The following is a 23,562-nucleotide window of genomic DNA, read 5'->3' on the forward strand; positions in this document are numbered from 1 at the left end:
TATCTACTCCAGATGGGGACTTCGAGATGATCTATCTTCGTGCCGCGACCGCTTCGCAGGAAATCATGCTGGGGCCGTTCTATGACGAGACGGACGCGCTGACGCCGGAAACCGGGCTGACGATCGACGCCACCGACATTCGTGTCTGGAAGACGGGCGCCAGCGTGCTGACCGCCAAGAACAGCGGCGGTGCCACGCATGTCGAGAGCGGCCTGTATGTCGCGGTGCTGGACGCGACTGACACCGCCACGCCGGGGTCGCTGTCGATCCATGTCAATGCCACGGGCGCGCTGCCGGTGCGGGTGGACTGTCTGGTCCTGCCCGCGTCCGTCTATGACGCCATGGTCGCGGGCAGTTCGCCGCTGGGCGTCAATGTCCTGCTGATCGAGGGCGGCGATGCCACCAGCGCGATCGCGACGCATACGACGGTCGCGCTGGGCGCCTATGATCCGGCGACGACAACCGCGCTGAATGCGGGGCTGTCCGCCCTGTCGTCGAACCTGGGTAGCGTGGAAACCAGTCTGGGCGCCGCCATCGCCGCGCTGAATGTCGGATCGGGCCTGTCCGCATCGGAAATGCGCGAGGCGCTGGGGCTGGCGACCGCCAATCTGGATACGGTGCTGGGCGGGGTGAAGGCGCAGACGGACAAGCTGACATTCGGCACCGGCAATGCGATCAGTGCCAATATCACGCGCGTCGCGGGCATCGTCGTCGGTGGACTGGGCACGTCGGGATCGCCCTGGGGGCCGCAATGAGTTCGGCCTGGGCCGCCGCATGGGGCAGCAGCTGGGGCGGCGTCTGGGGAGATATTGGCGTGCCTGATGGTCCCGGTCTGCCCTTGCCCGTGCTGTCGCGCGCCTATCTGGCGGCGCCCGCGTCGGGCCGGTCGCGCGTCGACGTGCTGAATGCCGCCTGGTCGCATCTGTCGGGTGTGACGCCGATCCGCGATCCCAATGAGGACAGCGCGGCGGCGCGCGCCTTTGCCGCCATCTGGACGGTCGCGCGGCAGGCTGTTCTGCGCGAAGGGCAGTGGAATTTCGCCATGCGGCGGCTGCAGCTGCAGGCGGCAGCGGGCGTGGACCGGCCCGAAACCTATCCGTTCGAACAGGGCTATCGTCTGCCGCCGGACATGCTGCGCTTCGTCGAAATCCTGGACGAACGGGTGACGACATGCGGCTATCAGATCGAAGGGCAGTATCTGCTGGCGAACAGCGGCGGGCCGGTGCGCATCCGCTATGTCGTCGACGTGGAAGAGGTCGCCGAATGGGATGCGAGCGCGGTGGACGCGCTGGCGCTGCGCCTGGCGCACGATGCCTGTGAACCGCTGCAGTCCGACCCCGAACGCCGCGACCGCCTGTGGGGGCGTTACCAGGATACGCTGAAAGGCGCGCGGCTGCGCGATGCGCGCGAGAACCCGGCCACGGCGCGCAATGAGGGCACATGGATACGGGCGCACACGGGCTATTTTCACCCCGGTTACGATCTGAACTGGACGCATCAGTGAGGCGCGCGCGATGAGCCGAATGCATCTGAACCAGGCCAGTTTCAACGGCGGCGCCTTGTCGACGCGCATGCAGGCGCGCACCGACACCGCCGTCTATCGCATCGGCATGGCCGAGATGCTGAACTACGCGCCGACGGTCGAGGGGCCAGCGGTCAAATGTCCCGGCTTTCGCTATATCCGCCCGGCGGACCCGTCGGCGGCATGGGTGTCATCGTACATTTTTAACCGTCGGCAAGCCTATTTGCTGGAATGGTCCGACAATGCGGTCCGCTTTTACACCAATGGCGGCCGCATCGAGGGCGGGCTGAACGACCCCTACGAGGTCGCCGTGCCCTATATGGCGTCGGATGCGCCGCGCATCAGCCAGCAGAAAAGCAATGACCGGCTGTATCTGGCGCGCGCGGGATTTCCGTTCGGCGCCCTGCGCCGCGATGGCGCCACCGATTTCGCCTATGAAACCGTCACGCTGAAAAACGGGCCGTTCGGCGATCCCAATATCGACCGGACGAACCGCGTCGTCGCCTCGGCAGTGTCGGGCAGCGTCACCCTGACAGCGGATGACGATGCATTCCTGCCCGGCCATGTCGGCGCGCCGTTCCGGCTGGAGGCGGAGGATTTCGCCGACGTGCCGGCATGGGAGCCGGGCATCACGGTGACGGCGGGCCAGCGGCGGCGGTCGGACGGCAAGGTCTATCAATGCGCGCAGACGGGCCGCACCGGCAGCGTGCAGCCGATCCATGACAGCGGCACCGAATATGACGGCATGGCGACCGGCGAGGACGTCAACGAGCTGGCGGCGGGCGGGGTGCGGTGGACCTATCTGCACGGCCGCTTCGGCGAACTGACGATTACCGGCTATACCGACGCGCGTACCGTATCGGCGACCGTCACGAAGCGTCTGCCCGACAGCTGTGCGTCGACGGTCGATTATGGCGGCTATATTCCCGGCGAACCCGACATCATCTTTCCCGGCACCGGCGGATCGTGGAAATGGACGCACGGCGCCTTTTCCGACGCGGCGGGCTGGCCGCATCATTGCCTGATCTGGGCCGGGCGGCTGGTGCTGTTCGGCGAACGTGACATTTATGGCAGTGTCGCAGGCGATTATCTGAACCATCAGGATGAAACGTCCAGCGGCCTGGTGTCGGCGGATCTGGCGTTCCATTACCGGCTGGCGGCGACCGATCCGATTGTGTGGGTGGTTGCAGATACGCAGCTGATCATCGGCACGGAAAGTGAAGAATATGCCATCGGGCCGCGCGATGCGGGGCAGGCAGTCGGACCCGGAAACCTGAATGCCGTGTCGCAGGGCGCTTATGGCAGTGCGGAGGTGTGGTCCCGGCGCATCGGAAAGCATGTGCTGTTTGTGCAGCGTGGCGGGCGCAAGATGCGCGAGGCGAAATATGAATTTTCCGAGGATCGCTATGTTGCGCTGAACAAGACGATTTTCGCGCGCGACATTGCCGGGGAAGGGCCGGGCGCCGGGTTCGTGCAGATGGCCTATGCGCAGGAACCCGAGGACATGTTGTGGGCGGTGCGGAAGGATGGGCGGCTGGCCTGTCATGCCTATTCGCCGGAACAGGAAGTCAAGGGGTGGGCGGTGCGCGAACTGGGCGGCGGTGCCAGGGTGCTGTCCGCCGCCGATCTGCCCAGCGAGGATGGCAGCGTCGACGAATTGTGGATCCTGGCGGAAGACGCCAAGGGGCGCCGCTCGATCGAGGTCATGGACCCCTGGTGGATCGATGCGCGGTCGATCGAAAGCGCGTTCTTCGTCGACAGCGGCCTGTCGCGCAACACCGCGCCCTCCTCTCTGGTCGCGGCGGCGCATCTGGCGGGGGAGACGGTCAGCGTCCTGGCCGACGGTGTGGTTTATGAGAAGATCAAGCTGGACGTGAACGGCTGGGGGCAATTGCCGAAGGCACATGCAGAGGTGCATCTGGGGCGGCCCTATACGGCGCGGCTGGTGACGCTGCGCCCCGATACGCAGGATGACCGGCTGGGATTTCCGGGCGCGCGGGTGCGCAAGGTACTGAACGTCATGGCGCGGGTGCTGGAGGCTGGCGGCCTGTGGGGCGGGCCGCTGGCGGGCGCCCTGCGCAAATTCGATCCGCGTCCGCTGACCGTGCCGATGGACACGGCGCAGCGCCTGAAATCCGGCCTGCTGTACGATCTGGCGGCGCCGGGCGATCCCGCGCGCGGCGAGGGGCAGGTGGTCATCGAAAGCCGCGATCCGCTGCCCAGCATCGTTCCCAATATCGTTTCCGTGCTGGACATGCAGGGTGATTAGCGTCCGCCCCCTGCGCGTCGAGGACGCCGTGTTCTTTCAGCCGAGCGACCGCGCGCACGGCCTGGTGCATGCCGGACTGTCGCCGGATCATGCCGCCATGCTGATCGAGAACGGGTCGGCCTGGGCGATCGAGCAGGACGGTGTGCCGGTCGCGGTGGGTGGTTTCGTCGAGATGATGGCGCTGCGCGCGACGGCCTGGCTGATCCTGTCGCGGCATTTCGACCGGCGTCAGCATGGCCGCCTGCTGGCGCGCATCGCGCGCGGGAAGGTCGGGGCGTGCGGCCTGGCGCTGGATTGCGTCGTCAATGACCGTCTGCCGCTACTGCGCTTTGCCGCCTGGCTGGGCTTTCAACCGTTCGGCCCGGCGATCCCCTATGGCGATGACGATGCGCCGCACATCGTCCTGGAAAGGAGGCGCGCATGAGCGACCCCGGATCGATCATTGCGGCATTCGGCAAGATCATCGGCGGTGTGCAGGCCAATGAAATGGGCAAGCACAATGCCCGCGTCGCCGAAGCCAATGCGCAGGAAAGCCTTCGCGGCGGCGTCATGGAGGCGGCGATGCTGCGCGAACGCGCACGGCGCGCGCGCGGACAGCAGGCGGCGGCGCAGGCGGCGGGCGGTTTCGAAATCGGCATGGGCAGTGCGCGCCGCGCGCTGGAGGAAAGCGCGATCAACGAAGAGCTGGACGCGCTGATGATCGGCCGCAGCGCCATGACGCGCGCGCGCGGATACCGCATGCAGGGGAACGCGGCGAAGGTCGCGGGCCGCAATGCCATGACGGGCGGATTTTACGGGGCGGCGGCGGAAATCCAGAGTGGCATGGGGGCGTTTGCCGCCGTCGACGAACAGACGGGCTATGGGGGCGGCGGCTGATGGCGTGGGAACGGCAGGTCGGACCGGGCGGCAGCGCATTGCCGCAGGCGGGCGCGGATGCGTTCGGCGTCAATATCGGTGCAGAGATTTCCCAGATCGGTCAGCAGCTGCGCGGGACCGAACTGCGCCAATATGCGGTCGACCGGCAACGCGAGGCCGGGCGCGAAGCGGCGCGCGCGACGAAAGACCTGTCGGCGCTGCGCGCGGAGATGGACGAAGCGGCGGACATAGCCGCCAATGACGGCAGTCTGGCGGACAGCCCCGATTATCTGACCGAGCTGGACAAGACGTTCGAGGATCGCCGCGAAGCGATCATGGGGCGGGTGTCGAACAGCAATGTGCGCGAAAGCCTGGATACGAATTTCGCCAGCTATCGCGATGCGTTCATGTCGCGGCAGAAAATCGCCCGCAACGGCGCGATACGTGCCGGGCAGGTGGCGGATATCGAAGTGGCGATCGACACCAGCGCCAAGATCCTGCGCCAGGCGCCGGGCGACACGCAGGTGTTCGCGCGCGAAATGGAGGCGCTGTCGATGGCGCTGTTCGCCGCGCCGGGGGATGAGGCGACCGCCGAGCAGCTGCGCCGCGGTGCGGAAAGCGCGCTGGCGAGCAGCTGGGCCGAAGGCATGCTGGCGGCGGGGCAGGTGGAGAAGGTCGAGGCGTTGCTGTCCGGCGAGACGTTCACGCGGCATCTGGACGATGCGTCGCTGCAGCGCCTGCAGGGCCAGCTGCAGGTGGCGGCGAACCGCGTGGCGGTGCAGGCGAAATCGGAAATCAGCGCGGCGCAGGCGTCGGTGCGCGAGCAGGTGTCGATGCTGCGCGAGCGGGTCGGCGCCGGTATCGTGCCCGAGGATGGCGAGATTGAAAGCCTGATCCAGGCGACGGGCGATCTGGACCTGAAAAGCGAAGGGCAGACGCTGCAGCTGATGCGGATCGCGGCGACGGTCAACGAAACCTATGAGACGGCGGCGCCGCTGACCATGGATGCCGATATTCGCGCCCTGTCGCAGAAGGCGGGCAAGACGCCGGCGGAACAGGCGATGCTGCAGCAAATGGTGGCGAAGCGCGATGCGAACGCCGCCGCCATCGAAAAGGACTGGACCATCTGGGCGGCCAAGAGCGGCGCGCGCATCGACCCGCTGGACATGGGCGATCCGGCGACGTTCCAGCGCCGCCTGTCGGCGATGCGGGCGACGCAACAGGCGACGGGCGTGCCGCTGCCGGGGCCGCTGACCGGGGACGAAGCCGAGCTGTACCGCGCGGAGGCGGACGGCGGCGCGTCGCAGCGCGCATCGCTGGCGGCGGCATTCAGCCAGTTTGGCGACGCCGGCGGTGCGGCGGCCATGGCGCAGATCGCGCCGGACGATCTGGTGCTGCGCGGTGCGGCGACACAGGACCCGCGCACGTCGCGCGCGATGATGATGGGCGAGGAACTGCTGAAAACCGCGCCGGGGATCATGAAGAAGGCGGAGGCCGAGCTGGTCTATCTGGAGATGATGCCCGCGCTGGAGGGCTTTGACGATCACGACATGATCCGCGCGAGTGCGGAGGCGCTGTTCGCCGGCACGATGCGGCACGGTGCGCGCGAGTGGGACAGCAATAGCGAGGATCAGCTGAAACGCGCCTATGAAGTCGTTCTGGGCGGCACGGTGGAATTTCAGGGCCGCAAGGTGCTGCGTCCGCGCGGCATGCGGGAAGACGATTTCAAGCGCCGCATCGCGCGTGCCGACGATGCCGCGTTTCAGGCGGCGGGAAATGGCGTGCCCATTGACCTGGGCGGCAATCCGGTTCCCGCGCGGCGGTTGAAGGCGATGCAGATGGTGGCGCGTCCGAAGACCGACGGGTCCGGATATGCCTATCGGTTCCTGCGCGGCGGCCGGTTCGTGATGACCGGACCGGGCCAGCCCTATGAACTGGACGTGGCGAAGCTGGGGGCGGCGCGCGCGCGCGGTCGCGGGGACGGCGGCTGATGCCAGTCACCGCCGCTGCCCGTCCTGCACCCGAGACCGTCGAGGCGTTTACCCTGCCAGCGGAGGCCGGGGAATTGTTCGGCGCGGCGTGGGAAAGTGTCGCGCTGGGGGAGCGGTCGACGTCCCGCCTGGACATATTGGGCGACGCCTACGCGCCCGTCGTCGACGAGGTTATCGCCGCATCCGGCGGGCGTCTGCAAAATCCGTTCGATGCGGCACCGGCAGCCACTGTGGAGCGGCGCGGCCTGATGCGCGGCACGTCGCTGACCGAAGACACGCGGGAAGCGCGCATGGCGGCGTTCTGGGCGGAGGCGTCCCGGCTGGCGACAGCCGATCCGCAGACCTATGGCCATTTGCCACGCGACCGGGCGCAATTCGAGGAACAGGCATTCGCGTCGGCGGCGGCCCGGCGGCAGGAACTGGCGCGCACCATGGCGCGCGGCGAGGGCGCCAGCGGCACGGCGGCGACGCTGGCAGGCGGCATGGCGTCCAGTATGGTCGATCCCGTCAATGTGGCGGCGTCGCTGTTCGGCGCCGGTGGCGGCACGGTTCTGCGCGTCGCGGCGCGCGAGGCGCTGTTGAACGGCGCGGCGGAAACGGCGCTGCAGCCGTTCATCGCGCAGAATTACGAGGCGCTGGGGGAAGAGTATACGGCGGAAACATTCATGCAGAATGTGGGGTTGGCCACCGCCGGCGGCTTTCTGCTGGGCGGCGCGCTGGCGGCAGGCGGCAAGGGTGCGTCGCGGCTGTCGGAAATGAACGCCGGTCAGCTGCGCAATGTGTTTGCGCCCGCGCTGGAAAAACTGCCACAGGGTCTGCGCGATCGCTGGGCAGCGGCACCGGCGGATACGGAACCCCATGACCGGCTGGTCGCCGATACCATGCGCGCAACCGTCGACCGGGCGGACATGACGGCGGAGGAACGCGGCGCGCTGGACGCGCTGGACCGCGCCGCCGACGTCGCGGATGCCAACCCGTTCGAAGGATCGGGGGCGGCCGAAACGCACGAGGAACGGCTGGCGGCGGCGCTGGACGCAATGCTGGCAAATGCGCGCGATCCGAGCGCGACGCGGCGGGACGCGGCCATTGCGGCGAACCCCTATGTCGAAGGTGAGGTTTCGGAATTCGACAGCCTGATCGATTTTCTGATCGACGACATCGAAGGCGGTGACGAACTGATCAGCGACAGCGGCGGCCTGACCAAATTCGGTATTTCGCAAAATGCCTATCCCGATCTGGATATTGCGAACCTGACGCGCGAACAGGCTGTGGCGCTTTTCAAGCAGGATTATTGGGATGCCATCGGTGCCGATCGGCTGGCACCCGATCTTGCGGCAGCGGCATTCGATGCAGCGGTCAACCATGGCGTCGGCAAAACACGCGACCTGCTGTCCGCCGCGAACGGCGATCCGGTGCGGTTCATGGCATTGCGCCGTGTGGAATATGCCCGCCTGGCGAAGGCCAACCCGGCGAAATACGGTGGCAACGTGAATGGCTGGGAGAACCGCCTGCGCAAGGTGGAGAACCGGCTGGGTGTGCCGCGCCTGAAAGAGGGCGTGGCGGATGCTGGCGATTATGCCGATCCCGATTTCCAGCGGGATGCGGAACTGGCGGCGCTGCTGGGGGTGGAGGGCAACCCCTATGCCGGGCCGCGCGGCGGCGAACCGGAACGGGGGCCGCGCTTTTCCACGGTGATCGCGCAGCATCTGGCGGAGCTGAAAGCGCGCACGGGGCGGACGGTGCGGCTGGACGCGGAGGATGCCGAAAATATGGGCGTGCCGCGCGACATGATCTGGAAGCGGGGGCAGGGTGCCGGGCAGAATGGCCGGGGCGAAGTGCTGCGCAATCCGCTGCTGTTCGCAAGCCGCCATGGCGGCATGGATGCCGTCGACGTGGAGCGTCTGCCGCTGGACGAACTGGGCGACGTGATCGAGCGCAACGACTGGGACATGGACGGCGGCGAAGGGCCGGACGGCTATGCGTTCGGCGAGCGCGCCAGCCCCGAATGGATCGGCGAGAAGCTGGCGACCGACCTGCAGGCGGGCCGTGACAGCGACGTGCGCGGCGGACCCGATGTGGAGCGCCGCTGGCAATCCTATCATGAATGGGAGGCGGGCCGGGAGGAGTTGCTGGCGCGCATCGAGGTCGATGATCTGGACGACGAGATGCTGGCCGAATTCGCCGCGCGCGAATGGGCGGCGATTGCCGATGCGAATTATCCCGACGTCGATTTCGACGAATGGAGCGCACGTCAGACCGAGGCGGCGCGGGCTGGCGATCCGGGACCGGCCATGATAGAAAGGGCGGACGATGGCAGCGACACGATCTTCGATGACGGTCCGGCAGCGGGCGCAGAAGGCGCTGGCGAGCGCGGACGCGATGGAGCGGGCGGCGCAGACGGTGCTGGCGCACCCGAACCCCGCGCCCAACAGCGTCAGGATGGCGGAGGGCAATCTGCAGCTGGTCGCGAAAATGCGCGAGAAGTTCCAGCCATTGCTGGCACAGAGCCCCGCCTAGACGCCCCCGAAGACGCGGACATTGTGTCCGCGCTCGACAGTTTCGAACATGATCTGCGGCACCAGGCGGAGGATTTCGCCGATGTAAGTTTTGACCTGGGCGACGGCACGTCGCGCGGTGCTGCCGACATATTGGCGGACATCGACGCAGAGGCGGCAATGCTGAAAGCCGTGGAGGACTGCGCATGAGTTTACGCGCCTGCATTCCGGGCCTTGTGGCCGATGGGGCGCTGACCCGCGAGCGGGCGGCGGAGCTGACCGGCGATCTGGACCGGCTGGAGGCGGAATATGCCCGCACCTATGGCGAGGCGGCGGCACCGCACATGGCGTCGAAGGCGGTCACGGAGGCGATGGCGCGGCGGTTCGCGCGCGAGCGCAAGCAGAAACTGCTGACCGTGCAGGCGCAGGCGCAGGCGATGGCGAACGTGAAGCGGTACAAGGCGTCGGACCGCATGCGCGCGAAGGGCGACGTGATGGGCCGCGCGTTTCAGACGATGATCGAAACCGACGATCGCGCGCCCTATGGGTCGGTCGCCTATCGCATACGGTCGCTGTCATCCATGGCGCACGGCCGCATGACGGAATTGTACCAGAAACATTCGCGCAATCTGTTCGGCAAGATCCGCGACGAGGAAGGCATGAAGGACGTGCTGCGCGCCGCCAAGGGCGAGGCGACGGGCAATGCCGCCGCCAATGCCATGGCGAAAACATGGGGCGAAGTGACCGACGAACTGCGGCGGCTGTACAATGCGGCAGGCGGCGATATTGGCGAGCTGCGCGACTGGGGCATGCCGCACGTTCACAATGCCGGCGAAATCCGCCGCACCGGGTTCGAGGCCTGGCGCGCGGATATCCTGCCCCGGCTGGACCGCGAACGCATGATCGACGGCGAGACGGGCCTGCGCTTTTCCGAGGAACGGCTGGAATTCGCGCTGCGCGACGTGTTCGACACGATCACGACGGCGGGCGCGAACAAGATGGTGCCGGGTGCCGCCGGAGCAGGGGGTGGCGGCAAGCTGGCGAACGGCCGCACGGCGGAGCGGTTCCTGCATTTTCGGTCCTCGGATGACTGGCTGGCCTATCATGAGCGCTTTGGCGACGGCACGATTTTCGACACGATGGTGTCGCACATTGACGGCATGGCGCGCGACATCGCGCATATGCAGATATTGGGGCCGAACCCGGATCACACGATCCGCTGGATGCAGGACCATATCCAGAAGGAAGCCAAGATCGCGGGCCGCGACGGCAAGGGGCAGGCGGCGGTGCTGGGCCGCATGTACGACGTGACGTCGGGCCGGGCGGCGGTGCCGGAGAATGAGAAGGTCGCGCGCTACATGCAGGGCGTGCGGTCCTGGCTGACCGCCTCCTATCTGGGCAGCGCGGTCATATCGGCGGTGGGCGACCTGGGCTTTGGCGCGCTGACGCGCAGCTATACCGGGGCCAAGGGCGGCGCGGTGTCGAGCCTGTTGACGCAGGCGACGTCGGACCTGACGCGCAAGCAGGCGATGCGCATGGGGTACGGCGTCGAGGAAGCGACGCGGACAGCGGCAAGCCATGCGCGCTTTACCGGCGAGCATCTGGACCTTGGGTGGACGTCCGACCTCGCCTCGGGCGTGCTGCGCGCCAGCGGCCTGACGGCGTGGACGGAGGGCGGCAAGCGCGCCTTTGCGCTCGACCTGCTGGGGGCGCTATCGGATCAGTCGGACCGGGCATTCGCCGACCTGGAGGCGCCGCTGCGCCGCACGCTGGAGCGGGCGGGGATTGGCGCCGATGGCTGGGACGTGGTGCGCGCGGCCGAACAGATGGAAGGGCTGTATGTCTGGCCGGAAAAGGTCGGCGGCGAGCTGGGCCAGCGGCTGAACGAAATGGTGATCTACGAAGGCGATTTCGCGGTGCCGACAACGACGGTGCGGGGGCAGGCGATGTTGTCCGGCCCTGCGCCCGGCACGCTGATCGGCGAGCTGTTGCGATCGGGGGCGATGTTCAAATCGTTCGGCGTGTCGCTGGTGATGCTGCACGGGCGGCGGATGGTGGGCCAGCAGGAATGGAACCCGTGGGTGTATGGCGCCTATATGATCGGCACCACGACGCTGCTAGGTGCGCTCGCCGTGCAGGCGAAGGAAGTGGTGAAGGGGCGGGATCCGCGCCCGATGTTCACACCGGAATTTCTGGGCGCGTCATTGTTCCAGGGCGGCGGACTGGGCATTTTCGGCGATTTCCTGACATCGGCGGAGAACAGATTCGGCGGGGGATTTGCGCAGACGGTGGCGGGGCCGGGCGTGCAGCTGGCCGGGGATGTGGCGTCGATGCCGGCGGGACTGGTGATGGACCTGGCCGAGGCCGAGGATGTGCGGCTGGGCCGCGACCTCGCCAAGTTCGCGCGGCGCAACGTGCCGGGCAGCAGCCTGTGGTATGCGCGCGCGGCCTATGAACGGGTAGTGGTCGACAGTTTCCAGCAGCTGGTCGACCCCGACGCGGCGCAGTCGTTTCGCGCCATGGAGCGGCAGGCAAAGGATTTCGAGACGCAATATTGGTGGCGACCAGGCGAGACGGCGCCGGACCGCGCACCCGATCTGGCGGCGGCATCGGGCTGACGTCCGGCGTCTGACGGCTTGACAGCCTTGCGCGCCCGCGCGAAATAGCGAGACGAAACCGGGCGATGCGGCCCCGAAGCCAGCGCATCGCCCGCACCCATTCGCAGGGCCAGCCCCCCGTGGCCCCATGCGGAGACGGCGTGTGACGGTAGCAGCGGGGCCAAGTTCCTATGATTATCTGGTTGCCGGCACTGGTCCCTATGTGGCGCCGGTGCATGACGATCCCGTCAATATCGCCGTCTTTGCGCTGGAGAACGGTATTGAAGTGGCCGAGATCGGCGGCTTTGCCCTGACGGCACAGGGCGTCGTCTTTGGCGCCGCCCCCGATATCGACTATATCCGCGTTCGGCGCCGCACGCCGCGCGCGCAGACCGCCAGCTATACGCCGGGAGGCGCGTTTCCCGCAGACACGCACGAAGCGGCACTGGACCGCATGATGCTGGTCAACCAGGAGCAGGATGACGATATCGCCGATATTGGCGCTCTGCTGTCGGCGACCAGCGCGCGCGCCTTGCTGGCGCCCGTGGGCGAAACATTGTCGCTATTGCCGATCCAGTCTGCCCGCGCGGGCCGGTTCGCCGGGTTCGACGCCGCCGGAAACATGATCGGCCTGACCGGCGCCGCCTCTGCGCCCGGCGCGCTGGCGCTGATCGATGCCGCCGCCCCGACGGGCGCGCAGCTGATCGGCTATCACGGCCGCCGCGTGTCGGACAGGCTGGCCGATTTTCCCGTGCCGCAGGATTATGGCGCGCGGGGGAATGGCGTCACGGACGATACGCTGGCGATGCAGGCGTTCGTCGACGCGGCGGAAACGGGTGTGACCAACGAACTTTACGAGGGCGGGGCGCGCCTTTCCATTCCGCGCGGCCGTTATCCGGTCAGTGACCCCATCGTGCCGAAGAAGCGCGGCATGGAAATCGTCGGCAGCGGCAGGGGAACGGTGCTGTTCTGCACAGAAGATTTTCCGGATCACCGGGCGATCATCCAGAGCCGCGCCACATCGGACCGGGGCACCGGCTATACCAGCAATCTGATCGTGCGCGACCTGGCGCTGTTCGCCACCGACCCGGCGTCGGAGAGCTTTGCGGCGCCCTATAGCTCGAACCGGCGGGGGATCTGGGCAACGGGGCTGGACGGGTCGAACGGTCCCTGCGCATTTGAAAATCTTTACATGCGCGGGTTCGGCATCGGGATCGCGCTGGCCTCCGCGTTCCGTGTCGCCATCAATTATGTGTCCATCCAGGGCGGCCGCAACGGCAATCTGATCGGCACCGGCCTGTCGCTGGGTGATCCGCAGATCGTGGATGCGGAAGCCTATAATGCGTGGCAGTGCAATGCCGTATCCCTGCTGCACAACCGGTTCCAGTACCTGGCGGAGGCAATGAACTGGGATACGGGGCTGGGCGGCACGGTATTTCAGAACACGATCGAAAGCTGCTCCAGCGCCACCGGGATCGTGAAGCTGGGCGGCATCGAGGGCGTGATGTTCGCCGGAACCTATAGCGAGGCCAATGTGGGACCGCTCTTCCGCCTGGGCACCGCCTCTGTCCCGAAGAAGGTTCAGGGCTGCGAATTCGTCGCGAACTTCCACGCGTCCCGATCGGGCACGGATCTGGGGAATTGCGACTATCTCGTTCAGAACGTCGACAATGTCCGCATAGACTTCAACCGGCACCGCGACGGCGGCGCCGGCTATTCGCTGCTGACGCCCAGCACGGGCATGCTGTGCACGAACAGCGAAATCCGCCACCAGAGCATTTTCGAGAACACGGCGATCGACCGCGAAAGCAATGTGGTGGCGGCTTATGGCGCGCGCCCGACATCGCTGGCGACGCCGAACCGCTATACCCGCCTGACGCTGGGGGCCGACGTCTCGCTGTCGGCGGTCCATGCGGGCAGGATGTTCGACCATTCGTCCGCCAGCGCACATAATATCACCGTGTCGACGGGCAATGATTTTCCGACGGGCGGAACATTCCGGGTCGTGAATAGCGGTTCGGCAAACGTCGTCATCGCCCGCGACGGTATCCAGCTGCTGTTGCTGGACGGGTCGTCGTCGACCGACAAGAGCGTTGCCATCGCCCCCGGCGGCCATGCGGAGATATGGAAACGGAGCAGTTCCGTCTATGTCATCCATGGCGCCGGCCTGTCGTGAGGCGGGCGCGATGACCGGCACCCTGCATCCCATCGACCAGGAGCAGCTGGTGCTGTTTGGCCGCTCCATCGGCGAAAGCATCTATGCCAAGATGAGCCAGACCGCCTCGCATGCGGAGCGCGACCTGCAGGAGCGGGTCAACAAGCTGGAGCGCAGCCATGAACGCTTCGACGAGAAGATCGACGGCATGGCGAATACGCTGGTGGAGATAAAGACGTCTCTGGTCGCGCGCGACGCCGATCAGAAGAGGGTGGAGCGGGCAAGCCGTTTCGATATTTACAAGCTGCTGGGCACGTCCTGTTCAGTGTGCCTGGTCTTCTTTGGCATCGGCGCGGCGGTCGTTGCCGGGCCGATGGACCAGATCCGGCAGAATACAAGCCGGCACGGCGAGGTCACGCGCTTCATGGAGGCGACGCAGGCGGTCGATGCCCGTCAGACCGCGCTGATCGAACGCAACAGGGACGACATCGAGGCGCTGGCGCGATCGAGGTCCGGCGGATGAGCCGCTGGCTGATCGACAATTGGCGGCAGGCGCTGCGCTTCTGGTCCGTGCGGCTGAATGCCGTCGGCGCGCTGATCATGGGCCTCGTCTTCTGGTCGCCCGATGCGGTGCTGATCCTGTGGAACATGCTGCCCGATGCGGTCGCGGACCGCCTGCCGCAGCACATCGTGACGATGGTCGGCGCCGTGCTGTTCGCGGTCGCGATCCTGGCGCGTGTCGTCGACCAGGAAAAGGTGAAGCCGGGCAAGGGGAAGTCGCATGAGAAAAACTAGCAAAGCAGGCGTCGGCGTCTTCGTCGCGGGCGCCGTCGCGATGGCCGCTACCGTCATTGCGCCCTGGGAAGGCAAGCGCAACGATCCCTATGTCGACATCGTCGGCGTCGAGACGGTCTGCTATGGCGAAACCCGCGTCGACATGCGGTTCTATAGCGACGCCGAATGCCTCGCCATGCTGCAGGATGCCGTGAAGGGCTTCACCGCCGCCGTTCTGCAATGCTCGCCGACGCTGGCCGACAGGCCGGTGCAACTGGCGGCCGCGTCCAGCCTCGCCTACAATATCGGCACGGGCGCCTATTGCCGGTCGACCGTCGACCGCCGGTTCGACCGCGGCGATTATGCCGGCGCCTGCGATGCGTTCATGATGTGGGTGAAGGCGGGCGGGCGCACGGTGCGCGGCCTCGTCAATCGCCGCACGGCCGAGCGGGAGCTGTGCCTGACTGGCCTGAACCGCGCATGATCGGGTTCGGCCTCAAAATGCTGGGTTGGGGAAAGGCACTAGGATCGGCGCTGAAGGCGATCTGGCTATGGCTGTGGTATCGGCCTAGCCGGATGGTCGCGTTCGTGCTGCTGCTGGCGTTCCTGTGGGCGCATGGCGGCAAGCGCGCGGCGGCTGAACGCGCCGAACGCGCCATCGCCAATACCGAACATGCCATCAAATGGGCGCGCGCCGAACGCACCGCGCATCTGCGCACCAAGGAAAATTACCGCGTCGCGCAAAAGGTGGCGGCGCAGATGGACCGCGCCAATGTCGCGCGCGTCGAAAGTGAAGCCGATGCCCGGATCGAGGAGGTTCTGAATGAAAATGCTGTTCTGCGGTCACGTCTTGATGCTGACACTACTGACTGGCTGCGCCGCCGGCGGGAAGCCGGTCGCGCCGCTGGAAGTGCGGGCGGTCCAGCGCCAGTGCCCGGCGTTCCCGGCGCTGCCGAACGAACTGGCGCAGCCGCTGCCGGAACCGTCCTGGTTGAGGAAGCCGATCTCTACCGCTGCAATGCCTTCATCGCCCGTACCCGCGCGCTGCAGGATGCGTGGCGCGGTGTGGCTGCCATCGACGTAAACGCCGCCGAGGGGGCTTCCGACACGATTGCCGAAGAATAGGTAAATCGGAAGGTTTTAGCGCGCTAAGTTATTGAAACTTATTGTACGGGTAATGCGTTGGGCGCATGAAAGGAGAGAGGAAATGGCAAAGGACCACGGTTCACAGATCAAGAACGATGAGACCTATGAAGAGCTGAGGGATCAGGGCGCTTCGAAGGAGAAGGCCGCCCGCATCGCAAACGCGCAGGCCAGCGGAAGTGTGGATCAAGACAGCAGAAAATATGAGGACCGCACAAAGGACGAGCTGTACGAGGAGGCCCAGGAAATCGGCATAGAGGGCCGGTCGGACATGTCGAAGGACGAACTGATCGAGGCGCTTCGAAATCATTGACGGCTGTCATTGAAGGCTTACCCGGACGCCATTAGTCTCTCGCCATGAACATGCGCGAAGAGGGCGACACGCTCGACCTGAAATTCAATGCCGATGGCCTTGTGACCGCCGTGGCCACCGATGTGGCCACGGGCGAAGTTCTGATGCTGGCCCACATGAATGCAGAGGCGTTCCGCCTGACGCAGGAAACCGGGAAGGCGCATTTCTGGTCCCGTTCCCGCAAATCATTGTGGATGAAGGGCGAAACCAGCGGAAATGTCTTGCGTGTCCGCGAAATCCGCGTCGACTGCGACCAGGACGCGGTGTGGTTGCAGGTCGAGCCAACAGGGCCAGCCTGTCACACCGGGCGGCGGAGCTGTTTTTATCGCAGCGTCGACAAAGACGGATCGCTAACCCACGAGGCATAAAAATGGGGCGCGTCTTCGCCGCGCCCCATTTTTAACGATGGCGACCTTCAGGCGCGGCGACGGCGCGCTGCGATCAGGCCCGCGAGACCCAGGCCGAGAAGACCCAAAGCCGCGGGTTCCGGCACGTCTTCGACCGCCGGGGCGACTGCCAGACCCAGCAAACCGCCAAGACCGGCCTGCAGATCGCCGAGACGAGTTGCCTCAGCCGTCGTCAGGTTGATGCTGAACAGTTCGAAGTCGATCTCGCCGGTGTCGAGGAGCGCGTAAGCCGTATTGGACGAACCATCGACCGACAGAATATCGAACCCGGCATCTTCACCGAAATCCAGCATCATGCCGTCGATCATCAGCGTTCCGATGGTGTCGAGGATGCCCGTATTGTTCGCCAGCGTTGCCAGCGAGTTTAGGTCGGAATCGAGGACGTACTGCGTCGTGTTGCCCGCCACGCCGTTATTGGCGGCAAAGCTGTTCGTATAGGCATTGCCGACGATGGAGGGGATGACGCCTTCGTTCTCATCACCTGCGTCGTAGGCCAGCATGGTCACTCGCGTCGTGCCGCCATCATTCGGATTATATACGATATTTTCGCGGTTCGTATTGACGGTGCGCAGGCGGTCGATGGTCGGGTTGAAATCGATGTCGCCGCTCATCACCCCGGTAGGCTCTGCCGCAGGAGATGGGCTGGCCAGCGTCGCTACACCTGTCGTGGAATTGATGGTGTAGTAGCTGTCATTTTCGTCCGAATAGCCGTAAAGTTGTCCGTCCAGAGGACGGAAATCGACACCCATCAAATTGGCCGCACCCGAAATAGCCGTCTGGTTGACGGTCCCCGGCGCATCGACATCGAAGCTGACCAGCGTCGTGCCATTATTGCTGAGCGTGTAAGCGGTGGGGCCTGCCAAGGCCGAAGTGGCTATGCCGGCAAGCAGGGTGGCGGCTGTCTTTGTGATCAACTTCATTACGATACTCCCAAATCAACACTGTTCCCCGCCGTTACGAACACGCAATCATTGTGCCAGTTAGAAGTTAACCTTGGTTAGCAACCACTTCCGCCGCACTCCGCCGCTGGGTTAACCATAAGTGTAAAGCAGGCCGACAGCTACGACTCCTCTTGACGTTTACGTCAACGTAAATTAGACGAGGATGATGATGCCCGCTGCACTGCTTAGCAAAATCAGCCCCGCCGACGCCGCATCGTTCACGATCGCGGATCTTGCGCGTGAGTTCGATGTAACGGCGCGCACGATCCGCTTTTATGAGAGCGAGGGACTTCTCTCTCCGGAACGGGAGGGGCAGAACCGCATCTACTCGAAACGCGACCGTGCCCGGCTCGGGTGGATCTTGCGGGGCAAGCGTGTGGGCTTCAGCCTGGCCGAAATTCGCGAACTGCTGGATATCTATAAATCCGACGGCCCAGCGAAACAGCGAGTGGCGCTGGTCGGCAAATGCCGCGAACGTGTGGACGCGCTGAAGCGCCAGCGCATGGATATCGACGATACGATCGCAGACCTGCAGGCGTTTCTTCATGCCGTTGAAGAGATGCCGGATTTGAAGGAAAAAGCCGCAAATGCCTGAATATACCGCCCCCGTGCGTGACACGCAGTTCGTGATGACAGACGTTCTGAACCTGCAAAAATATGCCGACCTGCCGGGCTTTCGGAATGCTGACGGCGACACCATCGCCGCGGTTCTGGAAGAGGGCGGCAAGTTCGTGTCCGAGGTTCTGTTTCCGCTGAACCAGGTCGGCGACCATGAGGGGTGTACGCGGCAACAGGATGGCAGTGTTACCACACCTGCCGGTTTCAAGGCGGCATATGATCAGTTCGTCGAGGGCGGCTGGGGCACGTTGGGCCAGAATGCCGACTATGGCGGGCAGGGCCTGCCGCACGTCGTGTCGATGGCGTTCGAGGAATATATGTGTTCCGCCAACATGGCGTTCGCCATGTATCCCGGCCTGACCGCGGGGGCGATCGCCGCCATCAACGTCAAGGGCAGCGACGAGCAGAAGCAGACCTATATGCCAAAGATGATCTCGGGCGAGTGGACCGGCACCATGAACCTGACGGAACCGCATTGCGGCACCGATCTGGGCCTGATCCGCACCAAGGCAGCAGATGCGGGCGACGGCAGCTACAAGATTTCCGGTCAGAAGATCTTCATTTCCGCTGGCGAGCACGACCTTTCAGAAAACATCATTCATCTGGTTCTCGCCAAGCGCGAGGGCGCGCCCGACAATGTGAAGGGCATTTCGCTGTTCATCGTGCCCAAATTCCTGGTGAACGAAGACGGTTCGATCGGAGAGCGGAACGGCGTCATCTGCGGCTCCATCGAGGAAAAGATGGGCATTCACGGCAACGCCACCTGCGTGATGAATTATGACGAGGCGACCGGCTATCTGGTCGGCGAGCCGGAAAAAGGGCTGGCCGCGATGTTCATCATGATGAACGCCGCGCGCCTGGGTGTCGGCCTGCAGGGGCTGGCGCAGGGTGAGGTCGCCTATCAGAACGCCGTCACCTATGCGCGGGAACGCCGTCAGGGCAGGGCGCTGACCGGTCCGGAAGACAAGGATGCGAAAGCCGACCCGATAATGGTCCATCCCGACGTGCGCCGCATGTTGATGGATGCCCGCGCTTTTACGGAGGGTGCCCGGGCGCTGACGATGTGGGCGGCGCTGCAGATCGATCTGGCCCACCATGCGGAAACGGAGGAGGAACGCGAAGAGGCGGATGAGATCGTCGGCCTGCTGACCCCGGTGATAAAGGGATACTTCACCGACAAGGGGTTCGAGACGGCGGTGAACGCGCAGCAGGTATATGGCGGCCACGGGTACATCACCGAATGGGGCATGGAACAATATGTCCGCGACGCCCGCATCGCCCAGATATACGAGGGGACGAACGGCATCCAGGCGATGGACCTGGTGGGGCGAAAGCTGGGCCGGAACGGCGGCAAGGCGCTGATGCAGTTCGCGGCCATGGTCACAGAGGAAATCGAGGCGGCCAAGGCGGACGAGGTTCTGGCGCCGCTGGCTGCCAAGCTGGAAAAGGCCGGGGGCGAATTGCAGGCCGCGACCATGTGGCTGATGCAGAACGGCACCGCCAATCCAAACGATGCCGGCGCGGGGGCCGTGCCCTACATGCACCTGATGGGCGTGGTATCGCTGGGACTGATGTGGCTGAAAATGGCGCGGGCGGCGCAGGCCCGTCTGGCCGATGGCGCATCGGACGACGGTTTCTACACCGCCAAGCTGATCACCGCCCGCTATTATATGGACCGTTGTCTGCCCGACGCCGGCGCCCTGCGCCGCAAGCTGGAGGCTGGCGCGGAGAGCATGATGGCATTGCCGGAAGAGGCGTTCGCGCGCGGATAAGTAGTGCCGTCCCTCCCCTTTCGGGGAGGGGTTTGAGGCGGGGCATCGTCCCTACCTAGCGAGCAGATCGAATGAAGGCGCGCGCAGTCGCGCTACCCGCAGGCCGGATAGCGGCGCGGGTTATCGAGGAGGACCGAGATATGACCGAAGCCTATATCTACGATGCCGTTCGCACCCCCCGCGGGCGGGGAAAGTCCGACGGCGCCCTGCACGAGATTACGCCGGTCCAGTTGGCGACGCAGGTCCTGCAGGCACTGCGGGACCGTACGCAGGTCGACACGGCGGACATAGACGATGTCGTCCTGGGCTGTGTCAGTCCGGTCGGCGAGCAGGGCGGTGACATCGCCCGCACCGCCGTGATTACCGCCGATTATGCGGAAACCACGGCGGGCGTACAGGTCAACCGCTTCTGCGCGTCCGGGCTGGAGGCGACGAACATGGCTGCGGCAAAGGTGATGTCGGGCGAGGCGATGTTCGCAATCGGCGGCGGCGTTGAAAGCATGAGCCGTGTTCCAATGGGCTCAGACGGGGCGGCCTGGGCGACGGATCCGGCGGTCAATTTTCATGCCTATTTTGCGCCGCAAGGCATTTCCGCCGACCTGATCGCGACGAAATACGGGTTCAGCCGCGATGATGTGGATGCATATGCCGTTGAATCGCAGAGGCGCGCGGCGAATGCATGGGAAAAGGGTTATTTCAAAGGGTCCATCGTACCGGTGAAGGACGTGATCGGAGAGGTCGTTCTGGACCGGGACGAGCATATGCGCCCTGGCACGGACATGCAGGGCCTGGGCAGTCTGAATCCCTCTTTCGAGGCGCTTGGCACGCAAATGCCCGGATATGACGACGTCGTGCTGCAGAAATATCCCGAACTGGAGAAGATCAACCATGTGCACCATGGCGGCAATTCTTCCGGTATCGTGGACGGCGCCGCCGGTATTCTGATCGGTTCGAAGGAAATGGGTGACAAATACGGTCTGAAACCGCGCGCCCGTATCCGCGCAATGGCTTCCATCGGGTCGGAACCGACCATCATGTTAACCGGACCGGAATTCGTGACGCGAAAGGTGTTGCAGCGGGCCGGCATGGATGTGGGCGACATCGACATCTACGAACTGAACGAGGCATTTGCCGCCGTCGTCCTGCGCTACATGCAGGCCCTCGACATTGATCATGATCGTATCAACCTGAATGGCGGTGCCATCGCCATGGGGCATCCGCTGGGTGCGACGGGCGCCATGATTCTGGGTACCGTTCTGGACGAACTGGAGCGGACCGGAAAGGGCACGGCCCTCGCCAATCTCTGCGTCGGCGCCGGCATGGGCACCGCGACCATTATCGAGCGGGTATAGGACGGGAGCAGGACATGAACACCGATACGATCAAATTTGATCTGGACGCCGATGGCATTGCACTGCTGACCATCGATCTGCCGGGCCAGTCGATGAACGTCATAACGGCACAATTCCAAACCGACCTGCGCACCCTGGTCGAAAAAATCGCCGACGATGATGCGATCAAGGGCGCCGTTATTACCTCGGGCAAGCCATCCGGCTTCATGGCCGGGGCTGACCTGAAGGGCATGGGCGACTTTGGTGCGGATCAGCAGGAAAGCGGCGCGACAGCAGGCAAGTCCCGAATGGCGCAATTGTTCGAGGCGGTTTGGCCCGTGAACGAAATCCTGCGAAAGCTGGAAACCTGCGGAAAGCCAGTCGCCTGCGCCATTAACGGCCTGGCGCTGGGTGGCGGGTTGGAGGTCGCCTTGGCCTGTCATTACCGTGTCGTCGCGGATGATCCGACGATAAAGCTGGGCCTGCCAGAGGTCATGGTCGGGCTGATGCCTGGCGGTGGCGGTACGCAGCGCCTGCCGCGCCTGATCGGCGTACAGCCTGCGCTGATGTATTTGCTGCAAGGTAAAACAATGTCGCCGCAGGAGGCACAGGGTTTTGGCGTGGCGCACGAAACTGCGCCCCTGAAAGAAATCGTCGAGAAGGCAAAAGCCTGGGTAAAAGCAAATCCAAAGGGCGGCGTGCAGCCCTGGGATCAGAAGAAGTTCAAATTCCCTGGCGGCCCTGCAAGTGCCATGAGCCCCGGCTTCGCCCAGACCTTCATCGGCGGCACGGCGATGACCATCAAGCAGACCAACGGCAATATGAACGGACCCTTTGCGATCCTTTCGGCCGTTTACGAGGGCACGCAATTGCCGATGGATACGGCACTGCGCGTGGAATCGAAATATTTTACCCGGCTGGTGGCGGATCCGCAGGCCGCGAACATGGTCCGCTCTCTGTTCGTATCGAAGCAGGCGGCGGAAAAGGGCGCGCGCCGTCCCGAAGGCATTCCGCCGATGAAGACCCAGAAGTTGGGGATGCTGGGTGCCGGCATGATGGGCGCAGGGATCGCCCTGGTGTCTGCCCGTGCGGGCATCGACGTTGTCCTCCTCGACCGTACGCAGGAGGCTGCGGAAAAGGGCAAGCAATATACCGCCGACAAGCTGGGCAAGCGCATGTCAGCCGAGAAGGTGCAGCCGATCCTTGATCGCATCCACCCCACGACCGACTATGCCGACCTGGCGGGATGCGACCTGATCGTCGAGGCGGTTTTCGAGGACCGCGAGATCAAGGCGGAGACCACGAAGAAGGTAGAGGCTATCGTCGGTGCCGACACTATATTCGGGTCGAATACATCGACGCTGCCAATTACCGGACTGGCCAAGGCATGGTCGCGGCCGGAGACGTTCATCGGCATTCATTTCTTCTCCCCGGTTGAAAAAATGCCGCTGGTTGAAATCATCGTCGGCGAAAAAACCGGTCCGGAAGCCATTGCAAACGCGTTGGATTACGTCGCGCAGCTCCGGAAAACGCCTATCGTGGTCAATGACAGCCGCGGCTTCTACACTTCACGCTGTTTCGGCACCTATGTGCAGGAGGGGACGGCCATGCTGGGCGAGGGTATAAGCCCGGCGCTGATTGAAAATGCCGGCAAACACATGGGTATGCCCGTCGGCCCGCTCGCTGTATCCGACGAGGTGTCGATCGAGCTGGGCCACAGGGTGATGCAGCAGATGAAGAAGGATATGGGCGACGCCTATAAACCCGGCGCAGCCGACGACGTCGTCGAGAAGATGATGGCGGAGGGTCGCACCGGACGCAAATCGGGCAAAGGCTATTACGACTATGGCGAGGGCGGCAAGCAGCTGTGGCCTGGTCTGCGGGAGGCATTCCCGCCAGCGGATGGCCCCGCCGATCCAGAAGTGCAGGAAATACAGGAAAGGCTGAAATTCCGCCAGTTGGTCGAATGTGCACGCTGCTTTGCCGAGGATGTTCTGGAAACGCCGGAAGACGGAGATTTGGGCGCGATCCTGGGCTGGGGGTTCATGCCGTTCACCGGTGGGCCGTTCAGCCATATGGATACGCTGGGCCTGGACCGGGTCGTGCAGATACTCGACCGTTTGGCTCAGATGCATGGAGAGCGCTTTGCGCCGCCGCAGATGCTACGCGACATGGCGGAGAGGGGCGAGACCTTTTACGGTGGAAATACCCGGCGTATGGCCGCCTGACCCCTATCGGAGGGGCTTGATGTACCGCGTCTCGCCGATGCGCGCGCGCACCGGTTGTTGCCGAAGTTTCAGGCTGGTTCCCTGGCTTCTCTCGGCTCACCGCACAGGGGAC

Annotated in this window: 20 protein-coding genes; 19 read left to right on the forward strand and 1 reads right to left on the reverse strand. The window is 64.8% G+C overall.

Going from position 1 to position 23,562, the window contains the following annotated elements:
• Nucleotides 1–26: 26 nt before the first annotated feature.
• From ACSMXM_RS01330 to hisI, 15 genes are all read left to right on the forward strand, one after another.
• A complete protein-coding gene (locus ACSMXM_RS01330; protein WP_460313287.1) occupies nucleotides 27–755 on the forward strand; it encodes a hypothetical protein in 729 nt (242 codons plus the stop codon).
• Nucleotides 752–1,504: a hypothetical protein gene (locus tag ACSMXM_RS01335; protein ID WP_460313288.1), complete on the forward strand. Its 753-nt coding sequence runs from the start codon at nucleotides 752–754 to the stop codon at nucleotides 1,502–1,504. The genes ACSMXM_RS01330 and ACSMXM_RS01335 overlap by 4 nt, the downstream gene beginning before the upstream one ends.
• Before the next feature lie 10 nt (nucleotides 1,505–1,514).
• Complete coding sequence (locus ACSMXM_RS01340) at nucleotides 1,515–3,791, forward strand: phage tail protein (protein ID WP_460313290.1); 2,277 nt, start codon at nucleotides 1,515–1,517, stop codon at nucleotides 3,789–3,791.
• A complete protein-coding gene (locus ACSMXM_RS01345) occupies nucleotides 3,784–4,215 on the forward strand; it encodes a hypothetical protein (RefSeq protein ID WP_460313291.1) in 432 nt (143 codons plus the stop codon). The genes ACSMXM_RS01340 and ACSMXM_RS01345 overlap by 8 nt, the downstream gene beginning before the upstream one ends.
• On the forward strand, nucleotides 4,212–4,667 hold the full coding sequence (locus ACSMXM_RS01350) for a hypothetical protein (protein WP_460313293.1): 456 nt from the start codon (nucleotides 4,212–4,214) through the stop codon (nucleotides 4,665–4,667). The genes ACSMXM_RS01345 and ACSMXM_RS01350 overlap by 4 nt, the downstream gene beginning before the upstream one ends.
• Nucleotides 4,667–6,637 carry a hypothetical protein gene (locus tag ACSMXM_RS01355; protein WP_460313295.1) on the forward strand — a complete coding sequence of 657 codons (1,971 nt, stop codon included), beginning with the start codon at nucleotides 4,667–4,669 and terminating at the stop codon, nucleotides 6,635–6,637. Before ACSMXM_RS01350 ends, ACSMXM_RS01355 begins: the two co-directional genes overlap by 1 nt.
• Nucleotides 6,637–9,342 carry a glycosyl hydrolase 108 family protein gene (locus ACSMXM_RS01360; protein WP_460313297.1) on the forward strand — a complete coding sequence of 902 codons (2,706 nt, stop codon included), beginning with the start codon at nucleotides 6,637–6,639 and terminating at the stop codon, nucleotides 9,340–9,342. Before ACSMXM_RS01355 ends, ACSMXM_RS01360 begins: the two co-directional genes overlap by 1 nt.
• Nucleotides 9,339–11,750, forward strand: coding sequence for a hypothetical protein (locus tag ACSMXM_RS01365; RefSeq protein WP_460313299.1), 2,412 nt, complete (start codon nucleotides 9,339–9,341; stop codon nucleotides 11,748–11,750). Before ACSMXM_RS01360 ends, ACSMXM_RS01365 begins: the two co-directional genes overlap by 4 nt.
• A 142-nt stretch (nucleotides 11,751–11,892) precedes the next feature.
• Nucleotides 11,893–13,905, forward strand: a complete 2,013-nt coding sequence (locus ACSMXM_RS01370; RefSeq protein WP_460313301.1) for a glycosyl hydrolase family 28-related protein — start codon at nucleotides 11,893–11,895, stop codon at nucleotides 13,903–13,905.
• Nucleotides 13,906–13,915: 10 nt separating this feature from the next.
• Nucleotides 13,916–14,407, forward strand: a complete 492-nt coding sequence (locus ACSMXM_RS01375) for a hypothetical protein (protein ID WP_460313303.1) — start codon at nucleotides 13,916–13,918, stop codon at nucleotides 14,405–14,407.
• On the forward strand, nucleotides 14,404–14,679 hold the full coding sequence (locus ACSMXM_RS01380) for a DUF7940 domain-containing protein (protein ID WP_460313304.1): 276 nt from the start codon (nucleotides 14,404–14,406) through the stop codon (nucleotides 14,677–14,679). Before ACSMXM_RS01375 ends, ACSMXM_RS01380 begins: the two co-directional genes overlap by 4 nt.
• A complete protein-coding gene (locus ACSMXM_RS01385; protein ID WP_460313305.1) occupies nucleotides 14,666–15,142 on the forward strand; it encodes a lysozyme in 477 nt (158 codons plus the stop codon). Before ACSMXM_RS01380 ends, ACSMXM_RS01385 begins: the two co-directional genes overlap by 14 nt.
• Nucleotides 15,115–15,783 (forward strand): hypothetical protein, encoded by a 669-nt coding sequence (locus ACSMXM_RS01390; protein ID WP_460313307.1) that lies wholly within the window; start codon nucleotides 15,115–15,117, stop codon nucleotides 15,781–15,783. Before ACSMXM_RS01385 ends, ACSMXM_RS01390 begins: the two co-directional genes overlap by 28 nt.
• A gap of 82 nt (nucleotides 15,784–15,865) precedes the next feature.
• A complete protein-coding gene (locus ACSMXM_RS01395) occupies nucleotides 15,866–16,114 on the forward strand; it encodes a DUF7218 family protein (RefSeq protein ID WP_460313308.1) in 249 nt (82 codons plus the stop codon).
• 44 nt (nucleotides 16,115–16,158) lie between these two features.
• Nucleotides 16,159–16,521 carry a phosphoribosyl-AMP cyclohydrolase gene (hisI, locus tag ACSMXM_RS01400; protein WP_460313310.1) on the forward strand — a complete coding sequence of 121 codons (363 nt, stop codon included), beginning with the start codon at nucleotides 16,159–16,161 and terminating at the stop codon, nucleotides 16,519–16,521.
• 47 nt (nucleotides 16,522–16,568) lie between these two features.
• Here the strand turns inward: hisI and ACSMXM_RS01405 are convergent, their stop codons facing one another.
• Nucleotides 16,569–17,480 (reverse strand): DUF4394 domain-containing protein, encoded by a 912-nt coding sequence (locus tag ACSMXM_RS01405; protein WP_460313312.1) that lies wholly within the window; start codon nucleotides 17,478–17,480, stop codon nucleotides 16,569–16,571.
• 190 nt (nucleotides 17,481–17,670) lie between these two features.
• Here ACSMXM_RS01405 and ACSMXM_RS01410 point away from each other — a divergent pair, with 190 nt between their 5' ends.
• The 4 genes from ACSMXM_RS01410 (at nucleotide 17,671) to ACSMXM_RS01425 (ending at nucleotide 23,450) form a co-directional block, all read left to right on the forward strand.
• Entirely contained in the window at nucleotides 17,671–18,096 is a 426-nt protein-coding gene (locus tag ACSMXM_RS01410; protein ID WP_460313314.1) for a MerR family transcriptional regulator, read from the forward strand.
• Nucleotides 18,089–19,891, forward strand: coding sequence for an acyl-CoA dehydrogenase C-terminal domain-containing protein (locus ACSMXM_RS01415; RefSeq protein ID WP_460313316.1), 1,803 nt, complete (start codon nucleotides 18,089–18,091; stop codon nucleotides 19,889–19,891). The genes ACSMXM_RS01410 and ACSMXM_RS01415 overlap by 8 nt, the downstream gene beginning before the upstream one ends.
• A gap of 140 nt (nucleotides 19,892–20,031) precedes the next feature.
• Nucleotides 20,032–21,243 (forward strand): acetyl-CoA C-acetyltransferase, encoded by a 1,212-nt coding sequence (locus ACSMXM_RS01420; RefSeq protein ID WP_460313318.1) that lies wholly within the window; start codon nucleotides 20,032–20,034, stop codon nucleotides 21,241–21,243.
• 14 nt (nucleotides 21,244–21,257) lie between these two features.
• A complete protein-coding gene (locus tag ACSMXM_RS01425; protein ID WP_460313320.1) occupies nucleotides 21,258–23,450 on the forward strand; it encodes a 3-hydroxyacyl-CoA dehydrogenase NAD-binding domain-containing protein in 2,193 nt (730 codons plus the stop codon).
• Nucleotides 23,451–23,562 lie beyond the last annotated feature (112 nt).

It is taken from the genome of Pacificimonas sp. ICDLI1SI03 (assembly GCF_054740865.1).